At 59.5% G+C, this 25,346-nt stretch carries 22 protein-coding genes, 1 tRNA gene and 1 pseudogene; 7 read left to right on the top strand and 17 right to left on the bottom strand.

Annotated features, from left to right (window positions below):
• Positions 1-28: 28 nt before the first annotated feature.
• From JIN84_RS15195 to JIN84_RS15180, 4 genes are all read right to left on the bottom strand, one after another.
• Positions 29-1,096 (bottom strand): leucine-rich repeat protein, encoded by a 1,068-nt coding sequence (locus JIN84_RS15195; RefSeq protein WP_200351893.1) that lies wholly within the window; start codon positions 1,094-1,096, stop codon positions 29-31.
• A gap of 85 nt (positions 1,097-1,181) precedes the next feature.
• The gene (locus JIN84_RS15190) at positions 1,182-1,958 is read right to left on the bottom strand and encodes a thiazole synthase (RefSeq protein WP_200351892.1); all 777 of its coding nucleotides are present in this window, start codon (positions 1,956-1,958) and stop codon (positions 1,182-1,184) included.
• 171 nt (positions 1,959-2,129) lie between these two features.
• Positions 2,130-2,726 carry an HAD family hydrolase gene (locus tag JIN84_RS15185; RefSeq protein ID WP_200351891.1) on the bottom strand — a complete coding sequence of 199 codons (597 nt, stop codon included), beginning with the start codon at positions 2,724-2,726 and terminating at the stop codon, positions 2,130-2,132.
• 82 nt (positions 2,727-2,808) lie between these two features.
• A complete protein-coding gene (locus tag JIN84_RS15180) occupies positions 2,809-3,924 on the bottom strand; it encodes an MGDG synthase family glycosyltransferase (protein WP_200351890.1) in 1,116 nt (371 codons plus the stop codon).
• 58 nt (positions 3,925-3,982) lie between these two features.
• Here JIN84_RS15180 and JIN84_RS15175 point away from each other — a divergent pair, with 58 nt between their 5' ends.
• The 5 genes from JIN84_RS15175 to JIN84_RS15155 all read left to right on the top strand — a co-directional run bounded on the left by JIN84_RS15175 (position 3,983) and on the right by JIN84_RS15155 (position 11,015).
• Positions 3,983-5,116, top strand: a complete 1,134-nt coding sequence (locus JIN84_RS15175) for a hypothetical protein (protein ID WP_200351889.1) — start codon at positions 3,983-3,985, stop codon at positions 5,114-5,116.
• A 31-nt stretch (positions 5,117-5,147) separates the two neighbouring features.
• Positions 5,148-7,334, top strand: coding sequence for a sulfatase family protein (locus JIN84_RS15170; RefSeq protein WP_200351888.1), 2,187 nt, complete (start codon positions 5,148-5,150; stop codon positions 7,332-7,334).
• A gap of 82 nt (positions 7,335-7,416) precedes the next feature.
• On the top strand, positions 7,417-8,739 hold the full coding sequence (locus tag JIN84_RS15165) for a 3-deoxy-D-manno-octulosonic acid transferase (RefSeq protein ID WP_200351887.1): 1,323 nt from the start codon (positions 7,417-7,419) through the stop codon (positions 8,737-8,739).
• 211 nt (positions 8,740-8,950) lie between these two features.
• Positions 8,951-10,834, top strand: a complete 1,884-nt coding sequence (locus JIN84_RS15160) for a hypothetical protein (protein ID WP_200351886.1) — start codon at positions 8,951-8,953, stop codon at positions 10,832-10,834.
• 91 nt (positions 10,835-10,925) lie between these two features.
• A tRNA-Ser gene (locus JIN84_RS15155) sits at positions 10,926-11,015 on the top strand.
• Positions 11,016-11,130: 115 nt separating this feature from the next.
• Here the strand turns inward: JIN84_RS15155 and JIN84_RS15150 are convergent.
• The 8 genes and pseudogenes from JIN84_RS15150 to JIN84_RS15115 form a co-directional block, all read right to left on the bottom strand.
• Positions 11,131-11,351: pseudogene (locus JIN84_RS15150) on the bottom strand (alpha/beta hydrolase); the annotation flags it as partial.
• A 101-nt stretch (positions 11,352-11,452) separates the two neighbouring features.
• Entirely contained in the window at positions 11,453-11,920 is a 468-nt protein-coding gene (locus JIN84_RS15145; protein WP_200351884.1) for a cyclophilin-like fold protein, read from the bottom strand.
• A 17-nt stretch (positions 11,921-11,937) separates the two neighbouring features.
• Entirely contained in the window at positions 11,938-12,504 is a 567-nt protein-coding gene (locus JIN84_RS15140; protein WP_200351883.1) for a sugar O-acetyltransferase, read from the bottom strand.
• A gap of 25 nt (positions 12,505-12,529) precedes the next feature.
• Positions 12,530-13,516, bottom strand: a complete 987-nt coding sequence (locus tag JIN84_RS15135; protein ID WP_234043477.1) for an alpha/beta hydrolase — start codon at positions 13,514-13,516, stop codon at positions 12,530-12,532.
• A 74-nt stretch (positions 13,517-13,590) separates the two neighbouring features.
• Positions 13,591-14,091 carry a helix-turn-helix domain-containing protein gene (locus JIN84_RS15130; RefSeq protein WP_200351881.1) on the bottom strand — a complete coding sequence of 167 codons (501 nt, stop codon included), beginning with the start codon at positions 14,089-14,091 and terminating at the stop codon, positions 13,591-13,593.
• Between the two features lie 780 nt (positions 14,092-14,871).
• Complete coding sequence (locus JIN84_RS15125) at positions 14,872-15,297, bottom strand: hypothetical protein (RefSeq protein WP_200351880.1); 426 nt, start codon at positions 15,295-15,297, stop codon at positions 14,872-14,874.
• A gap of 136 nt (positions 15,298-15,433) precedes the next feature.
• Positions 15,434-16,912, bottom strand: a complete 1,479-nt coding sequence (locus JIN84_RS15120) for a glycoside hydrolase family 130 protein (RefSeq protein WP_200351879.1) — start codon at positions 16,910-16,912, stop codon at positions 15,434-15,436.
• Positions 16,909-19,164, bottom strand: coding sequence for a glycosyltransferase (locus tag JIN84_RS15115; protein WP_200351878.1), 2,256 nt, complete (start codon positions 19,162-19,164; stop codon positions 16,909-16,911). Before JIN84_RS15115 ends, JIN84_RS15120 begins: the two co-directional genes overlap by 4 nt.
• A gap of 184 nt (positions 19,165-19,348) precedes the next feature.
• Here JIN84_RS15115 and corA point away from each other — a divergent pair, with 184 nt between their 5' ends.
• Positions 19,349-20,500, top strand: a complete 1,152-nt coding sequence (gene corA / locus JIN84_RS15110) for a magnesium/cobalt transporter CorA (RefSeq protein ID WP_200351877.1) — start codon at positions 19,349-19,351, stop codon at positions 20,498-20,500.
• A gap of 3 nt (positions 20,501-20,503) precedes the next feature.
• On the opposite strand, the gene JIN84_RS15105 is transcribed toward corA, so the two are convergent.
• Positions 20,504-21,184, bottom strand: coding sequence for an NlpC/P60 family protein (locus tag JIN84_RS15105; RefSeq protein ID WP_200351876.1), 681 nt, complete (start codon positions 21,182-21,184; stop codon positions 20,504-20,506).
• 128 nt (positions 21,185-21,312) lie between these two features.
• Here JIN84_RS15105 and JIN84_RS15100 point away from each other — a divergent pair, with 128 nt between their 5' ends.
• Positions 21,313-22,449: an ABC transporter ATP-binding protein gene (locus tag JIN84_RS15100; protein ID WP_200351875.1), complete on the top strand. Its 1,137-nt coding sequence runs from the start codon at positions 21,313-21,315 to the stop codon at positions 22,447-22,449.
• Positions 22,450-22,472: 23 nt separating this feature from the next.
• Here the strand turns inward: JIN84_RS15100 and JIN84_RS15095 are convergent, their stop codons facing one another.
• From JIN84_RS15095 to rpsN, 4 genes are all read right to left on the bottom strand, one after another.
• Positions 22,473-23,066, bottom strand: a complete 594-nt coding sequence (locus JIN84_RS15095) for a hypothetical protein (RefSeq protein ID WP_200351874.1) — start codon at positions 23,064-23,066, stop codon at positions 22,473-22,475.
• 206 nt (positions 23,067-23,272) lie between these two features.
• Positions 23,273-24,673, bottom strand: a complete 1,401-nt coding sequence (locus JIN84_RS15090; RefSeq protein ID WP_200351873.1) for a hemolysin family protein — start codon at positions 24,671-24,673, stop codon at positions 23,273-23,275.
• A gap of 11 nt (positions 24,674-24,684) precedes the next feature.
• Positions 24,685-24,945 carry an FmdB family zinc ribbon protein gene (locus JIN84_RS15085; protein ID WP_200351872.1) on the bottom strand — a complete coding sequence of 87 codons (261 nt, stop codon included), beginning with the start codon at positions 24,943-24,945 and terminating at the stop codon, positions 24,685-24,687.
• A 63-nt stretch (positions 24,946-25,008) separates the two neighbouring features.
• Entirely contained in the window at positions 25,009-25,278 is a 270-nt protein-coding gene (rpsN, locus tag JIN84_RS15080; RefSeq protein ID WP_200351871.1) for a 30S ribosomal protein S14, read from the bottom strand.
• Between the last annotated feature and the right edge of the window lie 68 nt (positions 25,279-25,346).

Raw genomic sequence — 25,346 nt, 5'->3', positions numbered from 1 at the left:
CCGGAATGTGGCGGGCGGATTGGAATTATCACTTCCCTTGCCCTGAGAGATTGACCAGGAATGAAGGGTTTTTAGGATCATTGCTCCTGATCTGCAGCGTCGCCTTGCGGAGACCCTTGCCCTTGGGGATGAACCGCACGAGCAGGCCCACGTATTCACCGCCCTGCAGCTTCGTGATGCGGCGGGAGGTGAGGATCTTGAAGTCCCCCTTGTTCGCGCCGCTCAGGATGAAGGTGAGGCCGGTGAGGCCGAGATTCCCCACGTTCGCGATGGCGTATACCTTTTCCCCGCCCTTCTTTCCGACCTTCGCCGAGCCGAACTGTTGCTTGCCCTTGCCGTTTTTCAGGACGCGCTTGTCCTCCGACACCACCGCGATGACGGGGGTGGGAATGAACTCGGAATCATAGCCCTGCCACTTTGGAAAGGTGAATCCTTTCTTATTGGGCGAGGAATAGACGGTCGTGCCATAATCGAACACCCCTTTTCCCATGGAGGGGGCGTCTCCCAGAAACGTCACCTCTTCGAAATCCATGCAGTCCGTGAACGCGTGATCATCGATACGGGTCACGCTGGCGGGGATCTTCACGCTCGCTAGCGATGTGCAGCCGCCGAAGGCGTAGGTGCCGATGCGGGTGACTCCTTGAGGGATCATCACGTTCTCCAGATTGGTACAGTCCTCGAAAGTGTAATTTCCGATCAGGGTGATGCCGGAGGGGATGGTGACGGACGTGAGCTGGTCCAGCCCCATGAAGGCACCATTGCCGATCCACCTGACGCCTGCCGGGATGGCCAGGCTTGCGATCTGCTCGCAACGCAGGAACGCGAATTCCTCAATACGGGTGATTCCGGAAGGAAGGGTGACCTCCGTCAGGTTCCAACAACCCATGAAAGCGTAGGCGCCGATGGTGGTCACCGGCTTGCCTTCGATGGTCTCGGGAATCACCACCGGCCCCTCGATATCGTCCGAGAAACGGCTGATGGCGACGGAGGTCCCGTCATTTATATAGGTGATCGGACCCAGGGTGCCCGCCGGAAGCAGCCCGGAAGCGAAAAGCAACACACAGGTGATTGCCAAAGAAAGGGATGGAAGGTTCATGCGGGAGGGTTGCGCCAAAGCTCCGCGCACGCTACCCGCTCTTCCTCCCGTGGCGAGAAGATAATCTAACAAGGTCCTCCGCCGCTCAGCCGAGGAATCCGGTGAGCGGGCTGGTGGCGTGCGCCTGGTCCGAAACTTCAGGCAGTCCGAGTTCGTAGGCTTCGCGGCCGGCCTCCACCGCCTGCCTGAAGGCGACAGCCATACGCACCGGGTCGCTGGCGATGGCGATGGCGGTGTTGACGAGGACGGCGTCCGCACCGAGTTCCATGGCTTCCGCGGCGTGGCTGGGCGCGCCGAGGCCGGCGTCCACCACCACGGGGACGATGGCCTGCTCGATGATGATGCGGATCTGGTCGCGGGTGACAACGCCGCGGTTCGAGCCGATGGGCGCGCCGAGCGGCATGACGGTGGCGGTGCCCGCCTCCTGTAGCCGCTTGGCCAGCACGGGGTCCGCGTTGATGTAGGGCAGCACGGTGAACCCCTCCTTCACGAGAATTTCAGCCGCCTTGAGCGTTTCGATCGGATCGGGAAGGAGATAAGTCGGGTCCGGGTGGATTTCCAGTTTCACCCATTTTGGCAGGCCTGCGGCGGCGGCGAGACGGGCGAGGCGCACGGCCTCCTCCGCGTTCATCGCTCCGCTGGTGTTCGGGAGGAGCAGGTATTTGTCCGGATCGATGAATTCGAGGATGTTCGCGTAGGGGTCCGCCTTGCCGGTGAGGTCCGCCCGGCGGAGCGCCACGGTGACGATGCCGGTACCGCTGGCGGCGAGGGCGTCGCGCATGGATTCATTCGACGGGAATTTCCCCGTGCCGAGGAAAAGACGGGAATCGAACGTGCGGCCTGCGATGGTGAGTTGGGACATGAAGATGGAGTGGCGGAAAATCGGGAACCGGACCTAGTGAAGAAGCTGGAGACGGGAAAGAAAAGTCTTTCTCTGCTTTCTTCGAAGCGCCTTCGGACCGGATCGGTCGGGAACCAAGGCCAAGTGGCAGGGAAGAGCGCCGGACGGAAATCCGGATCCCACACCCCGCTCCTAGCCCGCCATTTCAATGGCAAGCCATTCCTCGAAGGCCGCGTGGTTCCTGAGGTCGTATTGCCAGGTGCGGAAACCAAGCTCACGGCCGGTGGCGCAATTTTGAGGAAGATCGTCGATATAGAGTGTCTCCCCGGGAATGAGTCCGTGGGTTTCGATGGCATGGCGGTAGATCTCGGGCGCTGGCTTGATGAAGCCGGTGTGGTAGGAGAGCACGGAGCCATGGAACAGGGAGAATTCCGGGTATTTCTCGAAGATCCAGGGGCAATGGATGCCGTTGATGTTTGAAAAGAGGATGAGCCGGTGGCCGTCGGCGGCGAGCTGGCGGACACGGGCCCACATCGGTTCGTTCGGAGTGAAGATGTTCCTCCATGCGTGGCGGAATTCGTCCGGAGTGGCGGTGCTGCCGAGCGCCTCCAACGCCCAGGCGATATATTCCTCGGTCTCGATCTTTCCGGTTTCGAAGTCGTCCTTGCGTTCCAGTATCCTCGTCATGCGCAAGGCGTGGTCCGTAGCGTCCTGCGGGAGAATGCGGGCGATGGAGGTCTCGAAATCAAAATCGAGCAGGACGCGGCCGATGTCGTAGAGGAAGGTCATGGGAAATCCGGGACAGGAAATAAGAGATGGGAAAGAAAGAGAAGTGATTTTCCACCCTATTCCCATCGCACGGCCACGCCCCCTACCTCCCGGTCCCTATTTCCTTGAGAATGAAATCCGCGGCGGAAATGGCACCCGCGTTGCGTCCGTGGCGGGCCAGGGCCTCTTTCCTCGTCCGCCATCCGGCCGCATGATCGGCCAGCAGGTCGGTCACACCACGGGCAAGGGCTTGGGGGCTCTCCGCGAGGTGGCCCGCGCCGATTACCTCAAGAAGCTTGAGATTCCCCTCTTCCTGACCCGGCACGAGATGATGGATGAGCATGGGGCAGCGCGCGGCGATGGCTTCATGCACGGTGGCGCCACCCGCCTTGCCGATGACGAGATGGTGGCTGTTGAGAAGCTGCGGGACCTTGCGGGTCCAGCCGATGAGACGGACGCGGCCCGGGTAGGCGTCCTTGATTTCCCGGGCCCGGGAATAAAGCGCGCGGACGTTTCTACCGAGGATGATGGTCAGCCGGACGTCCGGGGAAGCATCCAACAGGGCGCGGGCGTGACGGCGGAGGAAGGCAAGCTGGGCGGTGGGAAAATAGAGGATCCTGAAGGGTTTGCAGGAATCCGTGGCAGGAACCGGATCCAACGAGGAAAAAACCGGATGCACCGGGAATCCCGTATCGATGATTTTTTCGGGAGGGAGGCCTTTCGCCGTCATGGCTTCCCGGGTCGCCGGATCCGTCACCAGCCAGTGGCGGCAGCAGGCACGGAGCCAGGCGGCGTTGATTTCGATGGAGTCGGTGACAACAATGAAGACCGGCGTGTTTTTCCCTGATGCGGCGGAGATCCGCGTCATGAAATAGGGATAGAGCGGGTAGGTGCTCACCACGGCGTCCGGTTGGAAGCCGGTGACGAGGTTTTCCAGCGCGTCCTCCACCCGCCGCATGACGGGCGAGCGCTGTTTGTTGAAATCACAGTTGTCGGTGGAGCGGTAGATTTTCGCCCAAATATTGGGAAAATGGGTGGTGACGTAGCGGTAGCCGCTGTTGACGATGCCGGTGATCCGGGGGACACCGAGCAGACAAGGATCGCTCACCTGGGTGACGGCGCCGGCGGCGGTCAGCGCGACCGCGAGATTCCTCGCGGCACTGTTGTGCCCTTCCCCGAAGGCGGCGGTGACAATGAGGATGCGCGGTGCGGCGGCCATGGTGGTTTCTGTGCGGCGCAGATTTAGAGTGAGTCCTTCGTTGCGTCGATGGCGATTTATGGCTTTTGTCTCAGGCGTTATGGCGCGCGAGGAGAAAAAAATCGAGCTGAGGATGATCGACGAGAGCAAGGAACTCGAGGTTCCGGTGATCCGATTGGAAAATGACGAGTCCTCGGACATCGCCAAGCCCGTTCGCCTGCCCACCCCCTCCGAGATCAAGCAGGCCAGCCACCGGCTGGATGTCCCGGTCCAGGAAGACTACGAAATCCGCTCGCACCAGCCGGGCATCGAGCAGCTCATCGAGGCGGAAAAAACCGATCCGGACTTCCTCGAACAAGCATGGGGACAGGAGGCCGCCCAGCAGCGGAACATTCCGTGGGGCTGGTTCGTCCTCATCGGGCTCGTTCTCACCGGAGGGATCACGTGGTCGCTCGTGGGCGTGAAGGAGGCCGAGGTCAAGGTGCGTGAGACCAAACAGGAAACGCAGGCCGCCATTGGTAACGAAGAAGAACAGGACCGGGAGGCAGGTCAGCTCATCGAACGCATCGAAGCCGTGACCCGGAAGTTTTTCAGTGAGACAAGCGTGGAAGGCCTGGCCGGAATCTGCCGCCAGCCGGAGCGGGTCCGACCATTGATGGAGTCTTATTACGCGGACAAACCGGTGTCGGGCCCCCACTACAAACAAACCATCTCCCTCAGGGCGCTCACCTTGGACAATCGTGGCAATTTCTGGCTTTTGGGAGCCCAACTGATGGACGGCACCAAACGCAATGTGATCGTGGAGGTCCTCGAAAACAGCGAACCGAAGATCGACTGGGAGACCTTCGTGTGTTACCAGCCCATGCCGTGGGACAAGTTCGCCGCCGGGCGTCCCACCGGCTCTCCCTACGATTTCCGCGTTTACGTCGAGCAGGATACCTTTTTCAGCCACGAGTTCGCCGATTCCGAGCAATGGAGCTGCTTCCGGCTGACCTCCCGCGACAGCGAGGAAACCCTCTACGGCTATGTGAAAAAAAACTCGGAGCTTGAAAAACAAATCCACAAGCTTCTCGTGGCCAACCGGGGCCAGCGAACTTCCGTCATCCTGCGCTTGAACGTTCCCCCGGGCATCCAGTCCCGCCGTGGCGTGATGATCGAAAAGCTGGTCGCACCCCGTTGGATGTTCGTCACCGCTCCCGATTCCGGCTCTTGATGTTTTCCGGGGATGCGGCAAGTCTCCCTGCTTGCACCCTTCCACCTCCAAGCCTCCATCCCCCGCCGCAGGGTTTCTTCCCGTCCTCGGTGGTGCTTCCATTTTCCTCGCCTTCCAATACGCGGTCTCGCTGTGGCGGCTCACCCATTCGTCGGGAGAGATGGAAAACAAGTTCAGCGCCCTCGCGAAGGACCAATACATGGGCTTTCTCGTGCAACAGAACGCGCAGATGCTCATCGCCTACGGCGTGCTCGCCGCGGCCGCCGCTTTCGTCCTCCAGCCGTTCGTCTCGCTATGGACGGGACGCTCGAAATACCGTTCGCGGAGTGCCGTCGTACTGCGGGCCATCGCCCTCACCACCCTGCTCCACGGATATTTCACTCTCCGCCTGGTGGACACCCGGCCTTATTTCCTCAGTGAGGCGGAGTTCGGCCAATGGTATTACCAGATTCTCAATCTCATCCCGGCGGCGGTGAAACCCGGCAGCCTGTTCGTGCTGTTCACGCTGCTTCCTTGCGCGATTCTCCTGTATGTCCTCATCTGGCAGATCCGCCTTCGCGGTCGGCTTGGCAAAATCGCCGCTGCGGCGGCCTGCACCGCCCTCATTCTGACCGCCGCATTCGGTTACTTGAGGACCTCGGGCGGACCGGCCCCGAAAACCACCGCCAACGGGCGTCCGATGAATGTCATCATCATCGGCTCGGATTCCCTCCGTGGTGACGCGATCGGCGCCTCCGGCTACGTCCCCGCCCGCAACGACGGTCTGGCGAAAGCCGGAGTCTCCCCCACCATTGACGCACTCGCCGCACGCTCGACGCGTTTTGAAAACTGCTACACCGGCATCGCCTCCACCATGGAGTCCGGCACACAGCTCATGTCCTCGCAGTATCCGCAGAGCCATGGCATCCGCCAGATGTATCCGAACCGTGAGACGGTCGCGCAGGCGAACAAACGCATCGAGACCCTGCCCCTGCTGCTGGGCAGGCGCGGCTACGACACCGCCGCCATCGGCGACTGGTGCGCGGGCTACTACGAAGTGGTTCCCCTCGGGATGGAGCACCTTTCCGTTTCCACCTTCGACAATTTCAAGATCTACATGAGCCAGGCCGTCGTGATGGCGCACTTTGTCGTCCCGCTCTACTTCGACAACGCGCTCGGCTACAGGATTTTCCCCCAACTCCAGGCCTTCGCCCAGTTCGTCACCCCGGAGGTTGTGACCGATCGTGTTGAAAAACGCCTCTCCACCGTCGCGCGCGAGCAAAAACCCTTTTTCTGGCACGTCTTCTACTCCTGCAACCACCTCCCCTACCGCAGTCCGGAACCCTACCGCAGCATGTTTTCCGATCCGGATTACCAGGGTCCCAACCGCAACGGCGTGGCCTTCGACATCGACTCCTTCATCGGCGGAACCGACCTCGAATCCAAGTGGAAGGCCCTGCCGCCGAAGGAGATGAAACAGATCCGGGCGCTCTACGACGGCTGCACCCGCCAGTTCGACGATTGCGTCGCAAAAATACTCAACTCTCTCAAAGCGAACGGGCTCGAAGACAACACCATCGTCATCGTCACCTCGGACCATGGCGACGACCAATACGAACCCGGAGTTACTCTCGGCCACGGCCTGACCTTCAATGGCGGCCTCCAGGCCAACCACGTTCCCATGATCGTCCATGTCCCCGGAGCGAAGCCCCAGGTGATTTCGGAAACGGTGCGCCTCATCGACGTCATCCCCACGCTGGCCGATTTCCTCGACCAGCCCGCGGCTCCGAGCTGGCAGGGAAAAAGCTTCGCCAACTGGATCCGCCAGACCGAAACGCCCGTCCACCGCCCGTTCTACGGCGAGACCGGTTTCCCGTTCATCCAGTTCACCGTGCCCGGTGTGGAACGCCCCAAACTCCCGCCCATGGACGAACTCACCTTCATCGACCCCGGCTACAACTATCAATTCGTCGTAAAACCGGAATACATCGCACCGCTCGTCGCCGCCAAACAACGCTGCCTCAAGACCCGCTACTGGAAGATCGTCTGCACCCCCACCGCCCAAGGCACCCGCCACTTCGCCCTTTTCCAGATGAAGCGTGATCCCTATGGAGAAACCGACATCGCAACCAGCCGCCCGGAAGTCCTCGCCCCGCTGCAAGCCGCGCTGGAACGTTGGATGGATGAAAAAGAGGAGTCCTCCATCGCGGAGATTTTCCCCGAGGGAGAGCCGGAGTGAATCGCAACCCGCTTCAAATACCTTGTCCGGAATGACTCCGATAAAAACCGATCTCCTTCACTGATCACCCGGCACTCCATCCATGCGCCAGCTTTTCGCCCTCACCCTCTACCGGCTCATCCTGCCGCTGCTGTTCCTCGCCGCGTTTCCCGGCTGGGTGGTGAAGATGCTGCGGCGCGGCGGCTTCGGCACGCGCCTGGGCGAGCGTGCGGCGGTTTACACCACCCCGCTTGAGGAAGAACCCTGCGGCACGGTGCATTTCCACGCGGTCAGCGTGGGCGAGTCCCTGCTCGCTCTGAAGCTCATCCGCGAGTGGCTGCTGGCGGAACCCGACCGCCGCTTCGTCCTCGCCACCGGCACCGCCACCGGACACGCCGTGGCCACCGGGGCGGACATCCCGGGCCTCCGCGTCACCTACTCGCCGCTGGATTTCCGTTGGATGGTGCGCTCCTACCTGAACCGCTTCGAGCCATCCCAGATCGTTCTGGTGGAGGGAGAAGTCTGGCCGCACCTGCTGCAAGAATGTAAGAAACGGGGAATTCCAGTGCGGTTGGTGAATGCCCGCATGTCGCCCCGCTCCGCACGCCGGTTCTCGAAATTCGCCGCGTGGCTGAGACCCACCTACAGTCTGCTGGACACCGTCGCCACCCAGCAATCGGAAGACGCCGCCATCTGGCAAACCCTGGGCCTCGCTCCCGAAAACATCCACCGCACCGGCAGCCTGAAATTCGATCCCGGCAGCGGATCACGGCCGGCACGCCGCCCTGAGTTCCAGCACATCCTCGATTCCTTCGGAAAAAACCGTTCTGTCGTTCTCGCGGCAAGCACCCACCCCGGTGAGGACTCGCTCATCGCCTCCGCCATCCGCGAGGCGGATATCCGAGCCCTCCCCGTCCTCGTCCCACGCCATGCCGAGCGTCGGGCGGAGGTGACGGCGGACCTCGAACGAGCCGGATTCCACATCGTCCTCCGCTCGACCCTTCCTCCAAACCACCTCCCGACATCAGGCGGTGTTCCGGAGTCGGAAGTAGGAAGCGGCTTTCCCGACAACGCCTGCCTCGTCATCGATACCACTGGAGAACTCCGCGATTGGACCGCCCATGCCGATGCCGTTGTCATCGGAAAAAGTTTCCTCTCCATCGGTGGACAAAATCCCGCCGAAGCCATTCTGGCCCACATTCCGGTCATTTTCGGTCCGCACATGGAAAACTTCCAGCCTCTCGCCAGCCACCTCATCTCCACAGGCGGCTGCATCTGCGTCCAAGATTCGGAAGAACTCGCGGAGTCCATTTCCGCGGCACTTGATCCCGCTAAAGCAAAAGACATGACCCAAGCCGCGGAGAAGCTCCTCACCCGCCACCAAGGCGCGACGGTAAGAATCCTGCATCTGCTGAAGCAGCCCTGACGCCAGGCTCCCCCGCCATCATCGCCACCTTGAAGGCGGTGGATCGCCGTTTCCAAATACTTCCGGTGCGTCGGATGAACCCTGGCATGGTGTCCGCGCCTCTCATTCAGACAAGATAGCGGATCGCACGGTTTTTCCCAACTGAAAATCAATCGAAATTTGCTGTAAGCGGAGTTTGTCATTTCCGAAAACTGTCTCTAGACTCCGCGCTGTGAGCGATTCCGATACCGATCCATTGAGCAGCCTCCTGTCCAGCTTTGCCCTCGGACCCGCGTGGGCGCGCGCCGCAGACGACAAGACCGAGACTCGCAAACCCAAGGAATTTTCCGGCGGTGACGAACGGCCGCCGCGTCGTGATGATCGTGATCGCGGACCACGTGGCGCAGGCTCGCGCGAAGGCAGGGAACGCCGCCCGTTCCAGAGCCGCGATGGCCGTGGCAGCTACGAGGATCGCAGGAATGGTCCACCCCAGAATCAGGAAGCGCCGCCTGCGGAGGGTGTGCGCGTGACGGTGTCTCCGGACGCGCAGGCCGTCCACCTCATCGGCAAGGAAGTCCACCAGGTCGCCCGCGTCTATCCGCTTTTCGATGTTGCGAAAATCCTGCTTGCGGAAAAATCCCGCGTCCGCGCCATTTTCGAAGCTCCCGCACCGCACGCCCCGCTCCTGCGTGGCAAGCTTGAGGAATCCGTATTCCTCACCCGTGAGGAAGCCATCCGCCACCTCTGGAACTCGGAACTGCGTAACGAACTCATCGAGGAAGAAACCATCGAGGTCGATCCTCCGACTGGAAACTTCCAGGCCATCGCCCGCTGCGGCATCTCCGGAGAATGGCTGGGCCCCGTGAACTTCCACTCCTACCAGACGAATCTCCGCCGCCTCCACCGCGAGCGCTTCGCAAGAATGCCGTTCGAACTCTATGCGGCGAAGGTACGTACCGAGCGCGGAGAGGAAGCCGTGAACGCCTGGCTGGAGACCATGAAAAAGAAGACCCGCTGGCGCATCAAGGGCGAGGGGGACGACGCGTGGATCGACGACCGTGCCGCCGCCGAACGCGCCGTGGCGGAGCGTTGTTTCGACAAAGCCTATGAGGAAACCCGCCTCGCGGATGTCTCCGGGGCCATCCCGGCGAAAAACCTCTCCCCTTCCCTGCTCACCTCGCTGAAAATCGCGGGCACCCATGCCCGCAAGCATCCGGCGATCCTCATCCCCGCCGTCTGCCGCGCGGTTGAGGCCGAACACCTTCCCGTCTTCAAACGCCAAGGCAAGCTCCACACCGGCCCCGCCCGTCCGCATCCGCTGCCAGCGAACGCGGTTCTCGCCGAACGCCCGGGCATCATGGTCGCGTGGATTCGTGAAAATGGTCCTGCCAAGCTCGAAGGCCTGTGGAAAGCAGTGCTCCCCGAAGGCAGCACCGCCCCACCCGCCGACTACGCCGCGGATCTCTTCTGGCTCCTCCACCAAGGCCACATCCTTCTCTACACCGATGATACGCTCGTCGTGCAGGAAGCTCGTGAAGCCGCCCCAGCTCCGGAAGCCGGAGGCGAAGGGAAAAAGGCCAAGAAGAAGAAAAAGAAAAAGAAGGCCAAGGTTGAAGGTGAGGCTGGTGCGGAGGCAATCGCGACCGAAGCCACAAGCGACGCATCAACGGAAACCGAAGCCTTCGAAAGCTCCGCTGAAACCACCGTGGCAGAAGAATCCATTTCAGAAAGCGACACCGCCGGAACCCAGCAACCAGTCGCCCAAACCGAAGACTCCTCCACTGCTGCGGGAGAATCCACGGCACCAGCCACCGGAACTGAAGAAGCTCCGGTCACAGCCGACACAGCAACCACGGAAGAGCCCGCCACACCAGCGGAAGACACCTCCACGCCTCCGGAAGACATCACCGCATCCGAGGAAGGCTCCGCCCCTTCGGAAGAAGCCGACGGTGCTGTGGACAAAACTGCCACACCGACTGAGGAAACCTCCGCTCCCGTAGAGGAACACGAGGCTGCCGACGAGGAAGCGACAGCTCCTGAAGAGACCGCGGCGGCATCGGAAGAAGCCCCTTCTTCCGAACCCGAAACCTCGGAGAAGAAGCCCGAACAAGACTGATACAAAGAATTTTCACTTTCCGAGAGGTTTCTCACTTCCAAAGGTTGACGCGCCCGTCTCCCTATGTTTCAAACCTCTCGACCTGTGACACGGAACGGTGGCTGAGTGGTCGAAAGCACTCCCTTGCTAAGGGAACGTACGGGTAACCGTACCGAGGGTTCGAATCCCTCCCGTTCCGCCACTTTGCTCCCGAATAGGAGCAGAATCGATTGGACTGTAGGCTGTCCAGTGTTGCTCTAGATCTGCGATGACGGTTGCTGCGAGGTGATACTCAAAATCCCATCCACTAGCGCCAGTCATTGAAGGGTTCTTGCGTAAAACGGGCCAGCTTTTCTAACGCCACGTCCACATATTTGGGAACCCGGTAGGTTTCGATATGCGAGGCACCTTCGATCTTGAAGAATTCCTTGTCCTTCGTGCCGGTCGCCTTGCCGAAGGCGTCTTCGGTCATATACAAAGTGTCGGCCTTGCTTCCGACCATCATCAACAAAGGCTTGCCGATCAGTTCGATTTGGTCGGGGGGGCACTGTATCCGCAAGCTGCTTGGTCGTAGGAGCCTTACCTCCAAACTCCTCCGGGCGTTCTATTGGAGTCGGTATCCGGGCTATTGCAAACGGCTTATTCCAGTTCAAAACTGATCGTCACGTTTCCCGACCCGGAAGCAGCGACAAGTCCTTCGGGGTTGTCGATGCGTCCCAATTTGGTGTAGCTGTAATTGGTCGGAAAGCTCCTGTAGAAAAGCACCAGGCTGTTGGAACTCCAGATCATCAAGTCGCCAACCTCGATGCGCCGTGGGTTGGAGTCATTGGTGGGCAGCCTGTTCGGCAAGCGGATGACTTTTTCGTTACTGTTGAAGTCACTCATGTCCAGCGTGAGCGGCAACATCGCCTTGAACGCCGTTACCGTTGCATTGTCTCCGAGTGTCGCGGTAAAGGTCTTTTGTCCGACGGTGATTTTCATCCGATTTTCCTTCCTGGCATTTTCGCCTTGGGTTGTTTCGCTCTGAGCGGTGGTCCCACCGGCAACCGCAGGTTCACCCTTGCAGGATGAGGCGCCGCCCGCGATCAGGAGCACCGCCGAAAGCATGGTGATTGTGGAATGTTTCATGATATGGCTTTGATGATCTTGGCGGGGATTCCGCCCACAATGGTGTTGTCAGGAACGTTTCTGGTGACGACCGCGCCAGCCGCCACGATGGCGTTCTCCCCGATGGTCACGCCCTGCATGATGGTGGCATTGGCGCCGATCCAAGCGTTTCGCTTGATGTGAATGGGAGCCACGGTGAGCGAGTGCCTGTCCTCCGGGGAAACGGGATGCCCTTCGGTGAGCAGGCTGACTTTTGGGGCGATGAAAACCCGGTCCTCAATGGTGATCCCTCCGAGATCCAGAAAAACGCAGTCGAAGTTGATGAAGACGTTTTTTCCGATGTTCGTGTGCTTCCCGTAATTGATGTGGAAAGGAGGAAAGATCGCGCTGCTTTCGTTGATTTCCGTGCCTGTGATCTGGCTCAGCAAGGAGCGCATTTCCTCTGGATCGGCGGATTGGTTCAACCGCAGGAGCAGTTTCTTTGTGGCGAACGCGGCATCCCGAAGTTGGTGGTATTCGGGGTCATCGAAAGGAATGGTTTCACCATTCCGAAGGCGCTCGAAAATATCGGCCGTTTGCTTCATTTTACGGAAGTTTGTGACGAGGTAATCACTTCAGATTTTCGTTGAAGAACGAGGTGAGTTTGTCGAAGGGAATCAGCTTCTTCTGGTCGTCGTAGAGATCAACATGGCTGGCCCCCGGAATAATCAGTAGTTCCTTCGGCTCCTCCGCAGCCTCGTAGGCGGTTTCGCTGAAGTAACGGGAGTGGGCTTTTTCGCCATGAATCAGGAGAATGGGGCGCGGCGAGATTTCCTTGATGTAGGTCAGGAGAGGCATGTTCATGAAGGACAGCGGCGTGGTCTGCGTCCAAGCGTTGCCTGAGTTGACCGCCCGCACATGATAGCCGCGTGGCTTCATGTAGTAGTCGGCGTAATCGACTAGAAACTGCGCCTCGCCGCCCTTCAGCACGTTATAGGGCGGCTGGAGAGCGGGAGTGCCGCTTTCCGCATCCTTCCACCGCTGCTGGCTCAGTTGCTCCAGCGTTTTGGTGCGTTCTTCCTTGGTCACGCTGTCGTTGTAGCCTTTGGACATCACCCGCGTCATGTCATACATGGTGCTGGTCGCGACGGCTTTGATGCGTTTGTCCACGGCGGTGGCGTTCAGCGCCATGCCACCCCAGCCGCAAATGCCGATGATGCCGATGCGCTCACGGTCCACGGAAGGTTGCAGGCCGAGAAAATCCACCGCGGCACTGAAATCCTCGGTATTGATGTCCGGCGATGCGACATTGCGCGGCTCGCCACCACTTTCCCCGGTGTAGGAAGGATCGAAAGCGAGGGTGACGAATCCGCGTTCCGCCATCGTCTGTGCATACAGGCCCGACGACTGCTCCTTCACCGCCCCGAAGGGACCGCCGACGGCAATCCCCGCCAAGCGTTTGTCGCCGCGATCTTTCGGCTGATACAGGTCTGCGGCCAGAGTGATGCCGTAGCGGTTCTTGAAAGAGACTTTCCGGTGATCGACCTTTTCGTTCTTGGGGAAGGTCTTGTCCCAGCCGTCATTGGTTTGCGCGATGGCGGAGAATGAAGTTGCCATAAGAATTGGAAGAATGAATTTTTTCATCGCTCCAACATACTCCAAGCCGCCTCCAGCCGCTCGCGTGATCCTGCTCACCCTGTCGCGATTCTGCTGAAATCTTCCGTGGGCACATCGCCCATCGTTCTCTCCCGATACTCATGGGGACTGAGCCCCGTTTCCTTGCGGAACACATGGGCGAAATGGCTCGGGCTGGTGTAGCCGACATCCATGCCGACCTCGATGATGGGCTTCGTTGTCCCGCGCAGAAGCTCCTGTGCTTTCGACACCCGCAGACGGATGAAATACCGGGAAGGAGAAAAGCCGGTGTTCCCTTTGAAGAGTCGGGAAAAATGCGCTTCGCTCATCTGGACCGCCGTCGCCAATTTGCCGACGTTGATGCCTTCATCGAGACAAGCGTCCATCAACTTCAAAACCCGGTGCAGTTGAAACGCGGGAAGCGCGCTGGAACGATGCGGACTCGGGTTTTCATCATCGCGGTAAGTTCGGACGAGGTGCGTCGCCAGACTTTGAGCGATCCCTTGCACAAAGGATGGGCTGGCCGTTTTTTGCTCGGAAAGCTCCCGGCGCAGCATTTCCAGAAATGAAATGATGGTGGAATCCCGGATGGTATTGAACTCCTTCAACCGGGGAATTTTGCCACCCGGCCCGTCAAGCTCCTTCGCGGCCCGAGCCAAAAGAGGAAAGCCGATAGTCGCGTGCATGACGACGCTCGGGTCTTTGGAAATGGCTTTCCATTTCAACTCATACGGCTCCGACGAAGCAGTCAGAAACAAGTCTCCCGGCTTCACTTCATGAGTATTCCATTTCCCTCCCAAGTCCCTATCCGAGCAGGGGAGGTGGCCGGAAATCTGCCAAATCAACTGCGGCTCCGCGACCGCAGGGATGAGCAAGGTTTGCTCCACGGGATTCCGGTGGTGGATCTCCACAAGGATGTCCTGCCACGCAGGGCCTTCCCCCAGGTGAATCATCTTCCCCGGAAAGTAGTTCCGGTGTTCTTCGGCGGACGTGCGTGGTGGAACCTCCATCGCGGCAAAAATACCGAGGATTGTCCCTTACGGCAACCTGCAATCAGGTTGGGCAAAGGCTTGTCCCGATGACCCGCAGGCACTTACGAGAATCCGTCCCGCACCACATCAGCCAACTGCTTCGCTGTCGGCAGCTTCTGCCTAAACCATCTGTCGACAGTCACCAGCAATCTCCAATAGGGATGCTCTGAGGACGAAGTAGGCCACACATTTTAATGCCTAGATTCATTCGGTTCTGAAACGCATGAAACGCAACGTGCGAGACGGGCAGGCCGGAGACTCCGGCCAATGATCCCGCCCGCACGGCCCGCCGTGGAACGATTCACTTCAGTTGCTCAACCCATGCCGCTCGCAATCCGCCCGCATCAGTTGGAACGCCTCCGCCCGTTCGGGGGCGGGAGTCTTGGCGACGCCCATCAACTGGCGGACGCTGAAAGCCCTGATGAGCGCTGGGGCGGTGAGATTCGCGAGGTAGTTCTGTGCGTCCTTGGGAAGATGCAGCAGGCTGAACATCTGTGTCATTCTCGCTTTGCTAAGGCCCTCTTGTTCACCAATTTGCACTTTGGTCAAGGCCTTGTCTTCATCCAGACGCCGCTGCCAGTCAAAGACTCTCCAGATGGGATGCCGGGCCGTCTCGTGATCCTGCTGCGTGGTCACCTCCGGCAGCCCGCTTTGCATCGTGGATTTCAGCGAGAAGTGGAACGGCTCCGCGACGAAAGGAGCGAGATTGTGCTGGTAATACGGCAGGCCCAAAACCAGATTAATCCCGAATGATGTTCGTAAAGTGTGCTCGCCCGCACCGCCACTCGATCACAGGCAAACAAACCGCATTTTCCGGTTTTGCGGGTTTTGTGATGGGAAAAATTACCCGTCTTTTTCGGGCTCTGCCTCAAATGCGGTTCTCCACATCTCCCGGCTCGTTCGTGAGGGCCGCCAATAGCAGAGACAGGTCCACACTGGCGATGGAGGTGAATTTGTCGCTCATCGCATAGGAGAGGATGAGCTTGCCGCCATGGACCAGGGATCCACAACTGTAAACCACGTTCGGGACATAACCTTCCCGCTCGCTACCGACCGGAGACAGCAGTGGTTCGCGCAGGCGGCCGAGGATTATGGTGGGATCGTGCAGGTCCAGCAGCACCGCTCCAATGCAGTATTTCCGCATCGGACCGACTCCATGGGTGATGACAAGCCAGCCGGCTTCCGTTTCGATGGGTGATCCACAGTTTCCTATTTTCACCGACTCCCATACCTCCGTCGGCCGCATGAGTATCTGAGGATCGCTCCAGTAATGCGGATTGTCCGAGAACATGATCAGCAGATTCTCATCGTCCTGGCGTGAGAGCATCGCGTAGCGTCCCCCGATGCGGCGGGGGAACAGCGCCATGCCTTTGTTCTGAACCGCGCTGCCATTCAGGGTGAGAATCCTGAAATGCAGGAAATCCCTTGTTTCGATCAACTGCGGCAGAATGGATTTCCCGTTGTAAGCCGTGTAAGTGGCATAATACACCTTCGAACCATCGTCCTCGGCGAAGCATACGAAACGCGCGTCCTCGATGCCGTTGCTCTCGTTGGGAGAGACCGGGAAAATAATCCGCTCGCTCACACTCAGTTCCGGGGCGAAGCGCAGCTCATAATTCGAGTCCGCCAGCCACTGGATGCAGTCCAGCGTCCGCCGGAGTTCGTGACTGTCCGGATTGTTATCACGGAGGACCACGCCCACGCTCCGGTTCAGAGCGCTGCGGGTGAACTCCTCTTCCAAGGAATCCATCACCGCGTCCGCGAAGCCGTTGTCGAATCCCATCTCATGGAACTTGAGGATGAAATTTTTCTTCCTGTAGCTCGGATTCGGTTCGATGTCCGGCAAAGTCACATAGCGCGACACCGGATCAAAAGCGATGCTTCCATCCATCGCGATTTCTCCGGAGCGGAATTCGATCGATGAGATGTGCCCCTCCCCGGTGGCGCGCAGGCTCATGATGAACCGCAGTCCGCCATCCGGAACTCCTCTTTGGTCCGGATGCGGCACGATGGAGGGATTGAACAACGCCGCCGACTCCAGGGCATACTCTCCCGAGAACAACGCGCCTATCAGAAGTTCGCGCTCCCGGGAAAGCATCGGGCCGGCGATGCGGTGTTTCACCTTCGCATGGTGATGCAGCAGCACATCCTCCACGTTGTGGTGGCGCGACTCGAACTCCTCCCGGATGGCGTCCAAGGCGCGATTCACCTCGGATTCGGTCAGGGCCAGCGCGCGATCGAGCACCGCGTCGATGCGTTGCGGCTCGGACGGAATAAAGGGGCGGATGATGACCCGCGCGCTGTCAGGCAGCAGGGTCTCGTGGCGGCGCAGGGGAATCGGACTCATGACGGGAATTGGGGGAAACGGGGAATGGGATGGGCGGCATGATTCATTTCCGCGAGGGCGATTTGGAATGCGAGCGATGACTCGGCCCCTTGGTTTGCATTGACGCGGGTCTCGTGCAGGCCATCACCGCATCCTCCGGTCGCGGAATCGTAAAGCGCCTGCCCGAGATCGTTGCGGCCCAGGAACCACTCGAAGGCATTCTTCGCCTCGTTGCTCCAAAAGTCGTCCCCGGTGATGCGGGAGGCGTCCAGACAGGCGGAAACCATCGCCTGTGCTTCCACCGGTTGTTGATCGAAGTCGGCCCGCGCGCCATCTTTCGTATAAAATCCGTCGCTCCCGATCGGTCGGAAATGGCCCGCCTGCGTTTTCTGCAGCGATGCCAGCCAGCGCAGCGATTTCATTCCGATCCCATAAGCCGTTTCATCACCCATGCCCCTGCCAGAAAGAATCAATGCCTGGGATAGCCGGGCGTTGTCATAGGTCGCCTCGTTTTCAAACCAAGGCCAATCCTCGGTCGCGCAATCGTTCCAACGGGTCACAAGCTTGCGAACGAGCGTCTCACGAGCCGCCAGAACCTTTTCCTTGCCCGGGTAGCGTAACAGATATTCATGAATTCCCAGCAAGGTGAACGCCCATGCCCGTGGGGACACGAAATCATCCACCGGAGGAAGCCCCAGCTCGAACAAATAAACCGAAAGCCGCTGGTGGCCGACATTTGCGGAGCGACCGGAACCCACGCCCAAAGCCCATAAGGCCCGGGCATGGCTGTCCTCGCTGCCGCATGTTTCCAACCACTGGCGTCCATGACTCATGAAGTTTCGGAAGCGCGCGGTCCGGTGGTCCAGCGCCGCCGTGAGAAATGCCAGATAGGTTGTCTCCAGCTCGTCCAGTGGTCCGGGTTCGGACAACAGATTGCAGAGAATGAACGCGCGGGCGTTGTCGTCGGTGCAGTAGCCTTCATGGAAGTTGGGGACATTGAAGGTGGCGTGCTGGAAAATCCCCGTACCGTCGGTCATGCGGACAATGTGGTCCAAACGAAGCGGAGGCAGATTGTAGGGCCTGCTGCCAAGCGTCCACCCGCCAAACGATTCACGGGGCAGAGATTTCCTGTCTTCCTGCGCGTGTTGGAAGGATTCCAGATAGCGGGCCGCCACGGCGGGCCAGATCATCTTCCGTCCTGCCTTCCAAGCTTGGATCCGGGTGCGTTCGAGCAACTCCGGATCATCCAGATAAGCACAGACCCCCCTTGCGATTTCCTGAGGATTCCGGAACGGCACCAGCATCCCCCGCCCGTCCGCCAGAAGCTCCCTCGCATGCCAGTAAGGGGTCGAAACCACCGCCTTTCCCGCTCCGAACACCTGTGCCAGCGTGCCGGACGTGATCTGCGCCTCGTTCAGATAGGGAGTAAGATAGATATCTGTCGCCCCGATAAATTCGATCAGATCTTCCTGAGAGACGAACCGATTGTAAAAAATGACATGCTCCTTGAGATTCCGGTCTTCCGCGAGGCGCTCCAACCCGAGCCGATAGCTCTCCCCCTCCCTTGCCATCAGATGCGGATGCGTCGCGCCAAGAACCACATAAACCACATTCGGATGGCGCTTCACGATCTCCGGAAGCGCTTCGATGACATGCTCGATGCCTTTGCCGGGTCCCAGAAGGCCGAAGGTCAGCAACACCAGCTTGCCCTCCAGGCCGAACTGCGCCTTGGAAAGGTCCGCCTTGGCGAACGGGATGTCCGGGATGCCGTGCGGAATCACATCCAGTTTGGAATCCGGCGCATTGTATGTCTCCTTCAGGATATCAGCTCCCTTTTCCGCCATCACGACCAACCGGTCGCTACGGCGCAGGAGTTCCTCCATCACCATCCGTTGCGCGGCATCGGGATTTTCCAGCACCGTATGGAGAGTCGTCACCACGGGCATCCGGACTTCTTTCAGCAACGCCAGCAAATGGCTCCCCGCCGGGCCTCCGAAGATGCCGAACTCGTGCTGCACGCACAGCACTTCGACATTATTGAAATTAAGAAAGTCGGCCGCCCTCCGGTATGAATCGAGATCCTTTTCGAGAATCTCGAATCTCACCCGCGGGGGATACTTGTAACCCTCCATCCGGTCGTTCAACGCTCCGGCGAAACAGTGGGAGTGTGGAGCAGCCGTGGCCACGGCCTCACACAAGTCGGTCGTGAACGTGGCGATACCACAGCGCCTTGGATCATAACCACCCAGGAAGGCGATCTTCCCCGGAAACATTTCAGCGCTCAAACCGATCCTTCCGCAAACATACAGTCCTCATCCGGTCACAAGACGCGATATCCGGGAAATAACAACTTAAAGTTTTTACGGCCTTCCTCCGGAATCCGGAGATGTGGCGGGCTCTCACGAAAAAAACCTGGTTCGCAGACATCTGTCCACCTGCCCGGTCTCTTCATGCTTCGTGTCCGTCACCCCATGCCCCGGCCTTGATCCCGCGGCACGATGGGCTACGCTGCACGACATGTTCACCAAGCGTCATGGCCCGCCGGGATCCTCACCTGCCACGCTCACCCCGCATCTGGTCGACGGTCAGGCCCGCAAGCCGTCCGTCCAGATCATCGAATATGACAAGGACGGCGTCGAGGAGCGGGAGATCACCGACCTTGCCGAACTCGCCGCCCGTTTCGACAGCCGCAAGGTCACATGGATCAACATCGACGGTCTCGGCGATGTCGAGGTCCTGTCCTACCTCGGGCAGCGGTTCAATCTCCACCCGCTGGCACTGGAGGACGTCCTGAACACCGGTCAGCGACCGAAAGTGGAGGCGGGGCCGGACTATGTTTTCATTGTCGCGCAGATGGTTTATCAGAACAGGGAGCAGACCATCTGCGGAGAACAGGTGAGTTTGTTTTTCGGCAAGAATTTCCTCATCACCGTCCAGGAAGAGGGGGAATATGATGTCTTCGATCCTGTCCGCGAACGGATCCGCGGGGGCAGGGGCTCCATCCGTAAGGCGAAGGCGGACTACCTCGGCTATGCGTTGCTGGATTCGATCATCGACCACTACTACCCCGTTCTTGAAGACATCGGCACCGCCATCGAGGAACTGGAGGACGACCTGCTGGAACGGCCGTCACGCGGCATGGTCATCACGCTGCACGAATACAAGCGCAGCCTGACCCAGTTGCGCCGCTTCATCTGGCCGCTGCGGGATGTGGTGAACGGGCTGCTTCACGATCCCTCCGGTCACATCACCAGCCCGACAAAAGTCTATCTCCGGGATTGTTACGACCACACCGTCCAGCTCATGGATCATGTGGAAAGTTACAAGGAGATCACCTCGGGGCTCATGGAGTTATACCATTCCAGCGTCGGCCTGAGGACCAACGAGGTCATGCGCGTGCTCACCGTCATCACCTCCATCTTCATTCCCCTCACCTTCATCGTGGGGGTTTATGGCATGAACTTCGCCCCCGAGACGCCGGATGGGAAAAAGCTCCCGCTCAACATGCCCGAGCTCTACCTGCCGCATGGCTACATCGCCATCATGCTGGTGATGGCCGTCATCGCCGGCGTCCAACTGGTCATTTTCAAGAAAATGAAATGGCTGTGAGGGTCAGGACTTGTCCCTGATCCCCCGATAGCGCCACGGAGCATAGCCCTGGCTTTTCAGTTTATGGGTGAACAAGCCGCAGGCGCTGACCCGCCATACGGGAAACGGTCCGGCTTCGTAGCCGACCATTTCTTTTCCCGGCACCAGCCATTCCACAAAGAGCACGACATGTTTGTCGTTCAACAGGATGTCCCCCGGCTGGAGATCCGTCCATGATTCCAGGCGATCACATATCTCATGCATCTCGCGGGTCGAATACGGACGCCGCAGATTCCAGCAGCGCGAGACGAAGCCCGAGCAATCGATACCGCAGGATTCCGTGCTGGTCCCCTCGTCGCCCAGTTTTCTCTTCGCCGCGTTTCCGATGTCGCCCGCCTTTTTCCCCGCGGCGATTTTTTCGAGAAATGATTCCGGAGTGTCGAAGCCACCCCATTGATAGGGCATTCCCTTCGCCCATACTCCGGGCTTCCACCAACCTCGTTTGTCGCCATGTTCCGCCACCGAGGTGTCCGGAGTGTGCACCACGATTCCCTGCGAATCCGGTCCATGCCTCACATGCCTGTTTTCCGGCAGCCATGTCACCTGGGTGTAACGATAGGCCGTGGCGACGGCTTCATCCCGCGTCACCCGCTTCGCACAAGACACGAGGACCAACGACAGGAGAAGAAGGAGGAGCAATTTCACGCGCGCACGTGATAGTCCGGGCCGGCCCGCACGGTCACGCTGAAAAGCAGACGAACAACAAGACTGCCCCTGCCCGCTCCGATGCTTGATCTTTCCCCCGTTTCCGCAAAAATCCGCTTACCGGAAAAATGCAAGGCACCCTGAGATTTGAGAATGTCACCAAGCGCTTCGGCGGTTTCACCGCCGTGGATCAGGTGACGCTGGAGATCGAACACGGGAAGGTGTTTTCCCTGTTGGGCCCGTCAGGCTGTGGAAAAACCACCCTGCTGCGGATGGCCGCCGGTTTCGAACGACCGGATGAAGGCCGTGTCCTGCTGGATGGCCGGGACATCACGCTGCTGCCTCCCGAGCAACGCCCGGTGAACACCGTTTTCCAGAACTACGCGCTTTTTCCGCACCTCAGCGTGAGGGAAAACATCGGCTTCGGACTGAAAATCGCCAAGCGCTCCAAGGCGGAGATCACCTGGGAAGTGGACCGCATGCTGGCACTCGTGGATCTGACCGCCCACGCCGACAAGATGCCCGCGAAACTCTCCGGCGGGCAGAAACAGCGGGTCGGCATCGCCCGCGCGCTGGCAAACAAGCCCCGCGTCCTGCTGCTGGACGAACCCCTCGCCGCACTGGACCTCAAGCTCCGCCAGCGGCTTCTTGTCGAGCTGGACGCCATCCATGACGAGGTCGGCATCACCTTCCTCTACGTCACCCATGATCAGGGCGAGGCGATGTCCATCTCCGACACCATCGCGGTGATGAACCGGGGAAAGATCGAGCAGACCGGCAATCCCAAGGAGATTTATGAAACGCCCCGCACCTCCTTCGTCGCCGCATTCATCGGTGATACGAATTTCCTCGAAGGCCGCGTGACCGAGTCCGTCAGCGAACGGTTTTCCCGGGCGGAAATCCCCGGCCTCGGCACGGTGCTCATCGACAACGACAAGCCCGTGCGCCCCGGCGACCGGATCCACCTGTCACTACGGCCGGAAAAGCTCATCATTTCCCGCGAAAAACCATCCAACGGCCAATGGGACAACTCCGTGCCCGGCACGGTGGAAGATGTCATCTACTTCGGCTCGAACACCCGCTACTGGGTCCGCTGTGGAGACTACCGCATCTGTGCCGAGCAGCAGCACCGCACCTTTCAACTGGACGACACCGCCCCCAGTTGGGGAGACGCCGTATGGCTTCGCTGGCACGCGAACGACGGCTACCTGTTGGAGCAGTATCGCGAGGAAGACGAGGAACTGCTGACGTTGTCGGAGGAGTGAGAAGCTCGCGAAGGGGAACTCCATCAGTTTCCCCATGTCCTCACATCGTCCGAATTGCCAGCAATCCCGTCCTTTCCAGGTGAAAAAACCGCAACGGATTTGCCCGGAAGATCGACGATTTTCGTCCCGTGCCTGAAATATAATCCGCCTTTATTTGTCACGTCCATCAGCACGACATAGGGTCGCCCCCAGGAGTCCAAAACGCTTTCGGCACTGTTGGTTCCATCTCGAACCCGCAGGCCGCCTTTCCGACCTTTCGCCTCCTTGATGGCAAGAAAACGGATGCCTTTGGGGTTGCGCGGATCTGCTTCACTTTTCTCGTCCCCCAACAAGATCTCCAGCAACTTCACGCCATCCACGCCTTGGAGTGGAACACGCTCCATTTCGGTGGGCAGAACACCATACTCGTATCTGAAGTTCACCACCGCGGATTCGATGCCCGTGACCGCGGACATGTCGCTTGATTTCCTCAATGTGGTCATCTCCGTCAAAAAACGGAGCGGGAGCACCAGCGTGGCGAATGTCACCACAGCGATGAACGTGAGCGCGATCAGCGGACGCTTGGACCCTACCAGGAGCAGCCCGCCTGCGAACGTGACGCCACACAGAACCGTCAAACCCAGGTGGCCTGGATGGTTTTTCAGAATCATCCATATCCAGAGACATCCGATCGCAAGGAGCCCCACCACCAACACCGGGCCACATGTCCCATGGCCAGATAACATGGAGGCCCATCGGGATGATGTCACCTTCAAAACATCAGTTGGAAACTCCACGCCCTCGGACCGGTCGCGGAAACGAAGGCGACAGGCGCTCCTTCTCATCAAGCCACTTCGGATTCCTCTTCCTCGTTCACCGGCACCAGCTTCCGGAAATGGACCTGGCCGACCCGGCGGCCGTCCGTGCTGGTGACGCGGGCTTCGTAGCCGAGGATCTCGACCTTCTCGCCCACTTCGGGAAAACGCTCCAATTGCTGCGTCAGGTAGCCACCGATGGTGGTGACCTCGCCGCTTTCGAGGAATATCTCGGGAACGTAGCCGGCGAGATCGTTGAGGGTCATGGAACCCTCGATGACGAACTCCTCATCGTTGATTTTCGTGAAGGAAGAACGTTCGTTGTCGAACTCGTCCTGAATGTCACCGACGAGTTCCTCCATCACGTTGTCGAGGAAAACGATGCCGACCGGCGTGCCGAACTCATCGACAGCCATGGCAAGGTGGGCGTGCTCGCGGAGGAAGAACTGGAGCAGCGTGTCGAGCGGCATGGTGTCCGGCACGATTTTCAACTCACGCTTGATGCGCATCAGATCCGGTTCCGGATCCTTGATGAGCTTGAAGAGGTCCTTGATGTGGATGAGGCCGATGGAGTGGTCCAGGTGGCCTTTCACCAGCGGAAAGCGCGTGTGCTTGCTGCGCATTGCGATCTCCAGAACCTTTTCGAACGGTTGGTCGGCGTCGAGAACGACGACCTTGTTCCTCGGGGTCATCACGTCACGCACCCACAGCTCGTTGAGGCCGAGGGCGTTGATGAGGATCTCCCGCTCGGTTTCGGTGACTTCCTGGGATTTCTCACTCTGGGTGACCAGCAGGGCCAGTTCTTCAGCGGAGTGCGTATGCTCGCCTTCCTTGATCGGCTCGATGTTGAACAGGCTCTTGAGCAGCCAGTTCGCCGTGCCTTGGAGAATGACGATCCCCCACTTCGCGGACTTGTAGAACGCATGAAGCGGAGTGGACAGGTTCATCGTCGTTCCGAGCGGATAACGGATGGCGATCGATTTCGGCATCAGCTCGCCGATCACCACGTGCAGGAACGTGAAGGACAGGATCGCCAGCGTGAACGAAATCCCTTTCACCCACCAGACCGACATCCCCGTCTGCATCAGCAGGGGTGAAACCAGCGCGGCAACGAAGGGCTCGCCCAGGAAGCCCAGCGCGAGCGAGGCGATGGTGATCCCCAACTGGTTCGCGGAAAGATAGCCGTCCAGATTGTTCACCACCTTCAACGCCGTGGCCGCCTTCACCGGATTTTCCTTGAGTTCGCCGTCGATCTGGCTCGGGCGGACTTTCACGATGGCGAATTCCGACGCCACGAAGAACGCGTTCAGCAGAAGGAAGAAAACAATCCCCGAGACATAGATGACCGTCTTCCCGACGGTGGGAAACTCGGTCGCGGGATCCGGCGCGGTGGTGGCCAGGAAGTGAAGGCTTGAAATGATGTCGATCATCGGTTACGACATCAAAGTTTTTCGTAAACGCCCTGATCGCGCTTCTGGAGGATGGTGAATCCCGCCTTTTTCGCATCGCTCACGGAGAGCGGCTTGGTGATCGTGGGGGTATTGATCCGCGAGATCACCTTTTTCACCGGGTTCTTGCAGAGCGGGCACACCTCAAGAGGTGCGCGGTCGATCGGACGTCTGAGCTCGAACCCTTTGGCACAGACGCGGCACGAATGCTCGGGGTCATCCGCTGCTTCAGAAACGTATTCGTAAATTGGCATAAAAAGGACGTGGGAACGGGATCGGTCCGCCCCACGTCAGAAAGTAGCGCAAGTCGTGCCAGTTTACCAGCTCGACTTGGTCACACCCGGGAGCATCCCGGCGGAGGCAAGTTCGCGGAAGGTAATCCGGGAAAGGCGGAAGCGGCGGAGGAACGCGCGGCGGCGGCCGGTGATCTCGCAGCGGTTGACCAAGCGGGTGGGGCTGGCATCACGCGGCAGCATGGAAAGGCCGACGTAGTCCTTCTCAGCCTTGAGCTTGAGACGGAGGGCAGCGTATTTCTCGACGGTTTCTTTTTTGCGCGCGTTGCGGGCGATCCAACTTTTCTTAGCCATAATTCGGGGCGCAGGTGTTAAGGGATGGGCGCGGGGTTGCAAGCCCAAAGTCGCTTTTTGTGTGATTT

Source organism: Luteolibacter yonseiensis, assembly GCF_016595465.1.
GTDB classification, from domain to species: domain Bacteria; phylum Verrucomicrobiota; class Verrucomicrobiia; order Verrucomicrobiales; family Akkermansiaceae; genus Luteolibacter; species Luteolibacter yonseiensis.
This window is presented reverse-complemented; position numbering and strand designations above follow the sequence as displayed.

Bases quoted from the DNA above. Each gene is read 5' to 3' on its own strand.
- JIN84_RS15195 (WP_200351893.1), bottom strand. From the start codon at position 1,096: ATGAACCTTCCATCCCTTTCTTTGGCAATCACCTGTGTGTTGCTTTTC.
- JIN84_RS15190 (WP_200351892.1), bottom strand. From the start codon at position 1,958: ATGTCCCAACTCACCATCGCAGGCCGCACGTTCGATTCCCGTCTTTTC.
- JIN84_RS15185 (WP_200351891.1), bottom strand. From the start codon at position 2,726: ATGACCTTCCTCTACGACATCGGCCGCGTCCTGCTCGATTTTGATTTC.
- JIN84_RS15180 (WP_200351890.1), bottom strand. From the start codon at position 3,924: ATGGCCGCCGCACCGCGCATCCTCATTGTCACCGCCGCCTTCGGGGAA.
- JIN84_RS15175 (WP_200351889.1), top strand. From the start codon at position 3,983: ATGGCTTTTGTCTCAGGCGTTATGGCGCGCGAGGAGAAAAAAATCGAG.
- JIN84_RS15165 (WP_200351887.1), top strand. From the start codon at position 7,417: ATGCGCCAGCTTTTCGCCCTCACCCTCTACCGGCTCATCCTGCCGCTG.
- JIN84_RS15145 (WP_200351884.1), bottom strand. From the start codon at position 11,920: ATGCTTTCGGCGGTGCTCCTGATCGCGGGCGGCGCCTCATCCTGCAAG.
- JIN84_RS15140 (WP_200351883.1), bottom strand. From the start codon at position 12,504: ATGAAGCAAACGGCCGATATTTTCGAGCGCCTTCGGAATGGTGAAACC.
- JIN84_RS15135 (WP_234043477.1), bottom strand. From the start codon at position 13,516: ATGGCAACTTCATTCTCCGCCATCGCGCAAACCAATGACGGCTGGGAC.
- JIN84_RS15130 (WP_200351881.1), bottom strand. From the start codon at position 14,091: ATGCTGCGCCGGGAGCTTTCCGAGCAAAAAACGGCCAGCCCATCCTTT.
- JIN84_RS15120 (WP_200351879.1), bottom strand. From the start codon at position 16,912: ATGAGTCCGATTCCCCTGCGCCGCCACGAGACCCTGCTGCCTGACAGC.
- JIN84_RS15115 (WP_200351878.1), bottom strand. From the start codon at position 19,164: ATGTTTCCGGGGAAGATCGCCTTCCTGGGTGGTTATGATCCAAGGCGC.
- JIN84_RS15100 (WP_200351875.1), top strand. From the start codon at position 21,313: ATGCAAGGCACCCTGAGATTTGAGAATGTCACCAAGCGCTTCGGCGGT.
- JIN84_RS15090 (WP_200351873.1), bottom strand. From the start codon at position 24,673: ATGATCGACATCATTTCAAGCCTTCACTTCCTGGCCACCACCGCGCCG.
- JIN84_RS15085 (WP_200351872.1), bottom strand. From the start codon at position 24,945: ATGCCAATTTACGAATACGTTTCTGAAGCAGCGGATGACCCCGAGCAT.
- rpsN (WP_200351871.1), bottom strand. From the start codon at position 25,278: ATGGCTAAGAAAAGTTGGATCGCCCGCAACGCGCGCAAAAAAGAAACC.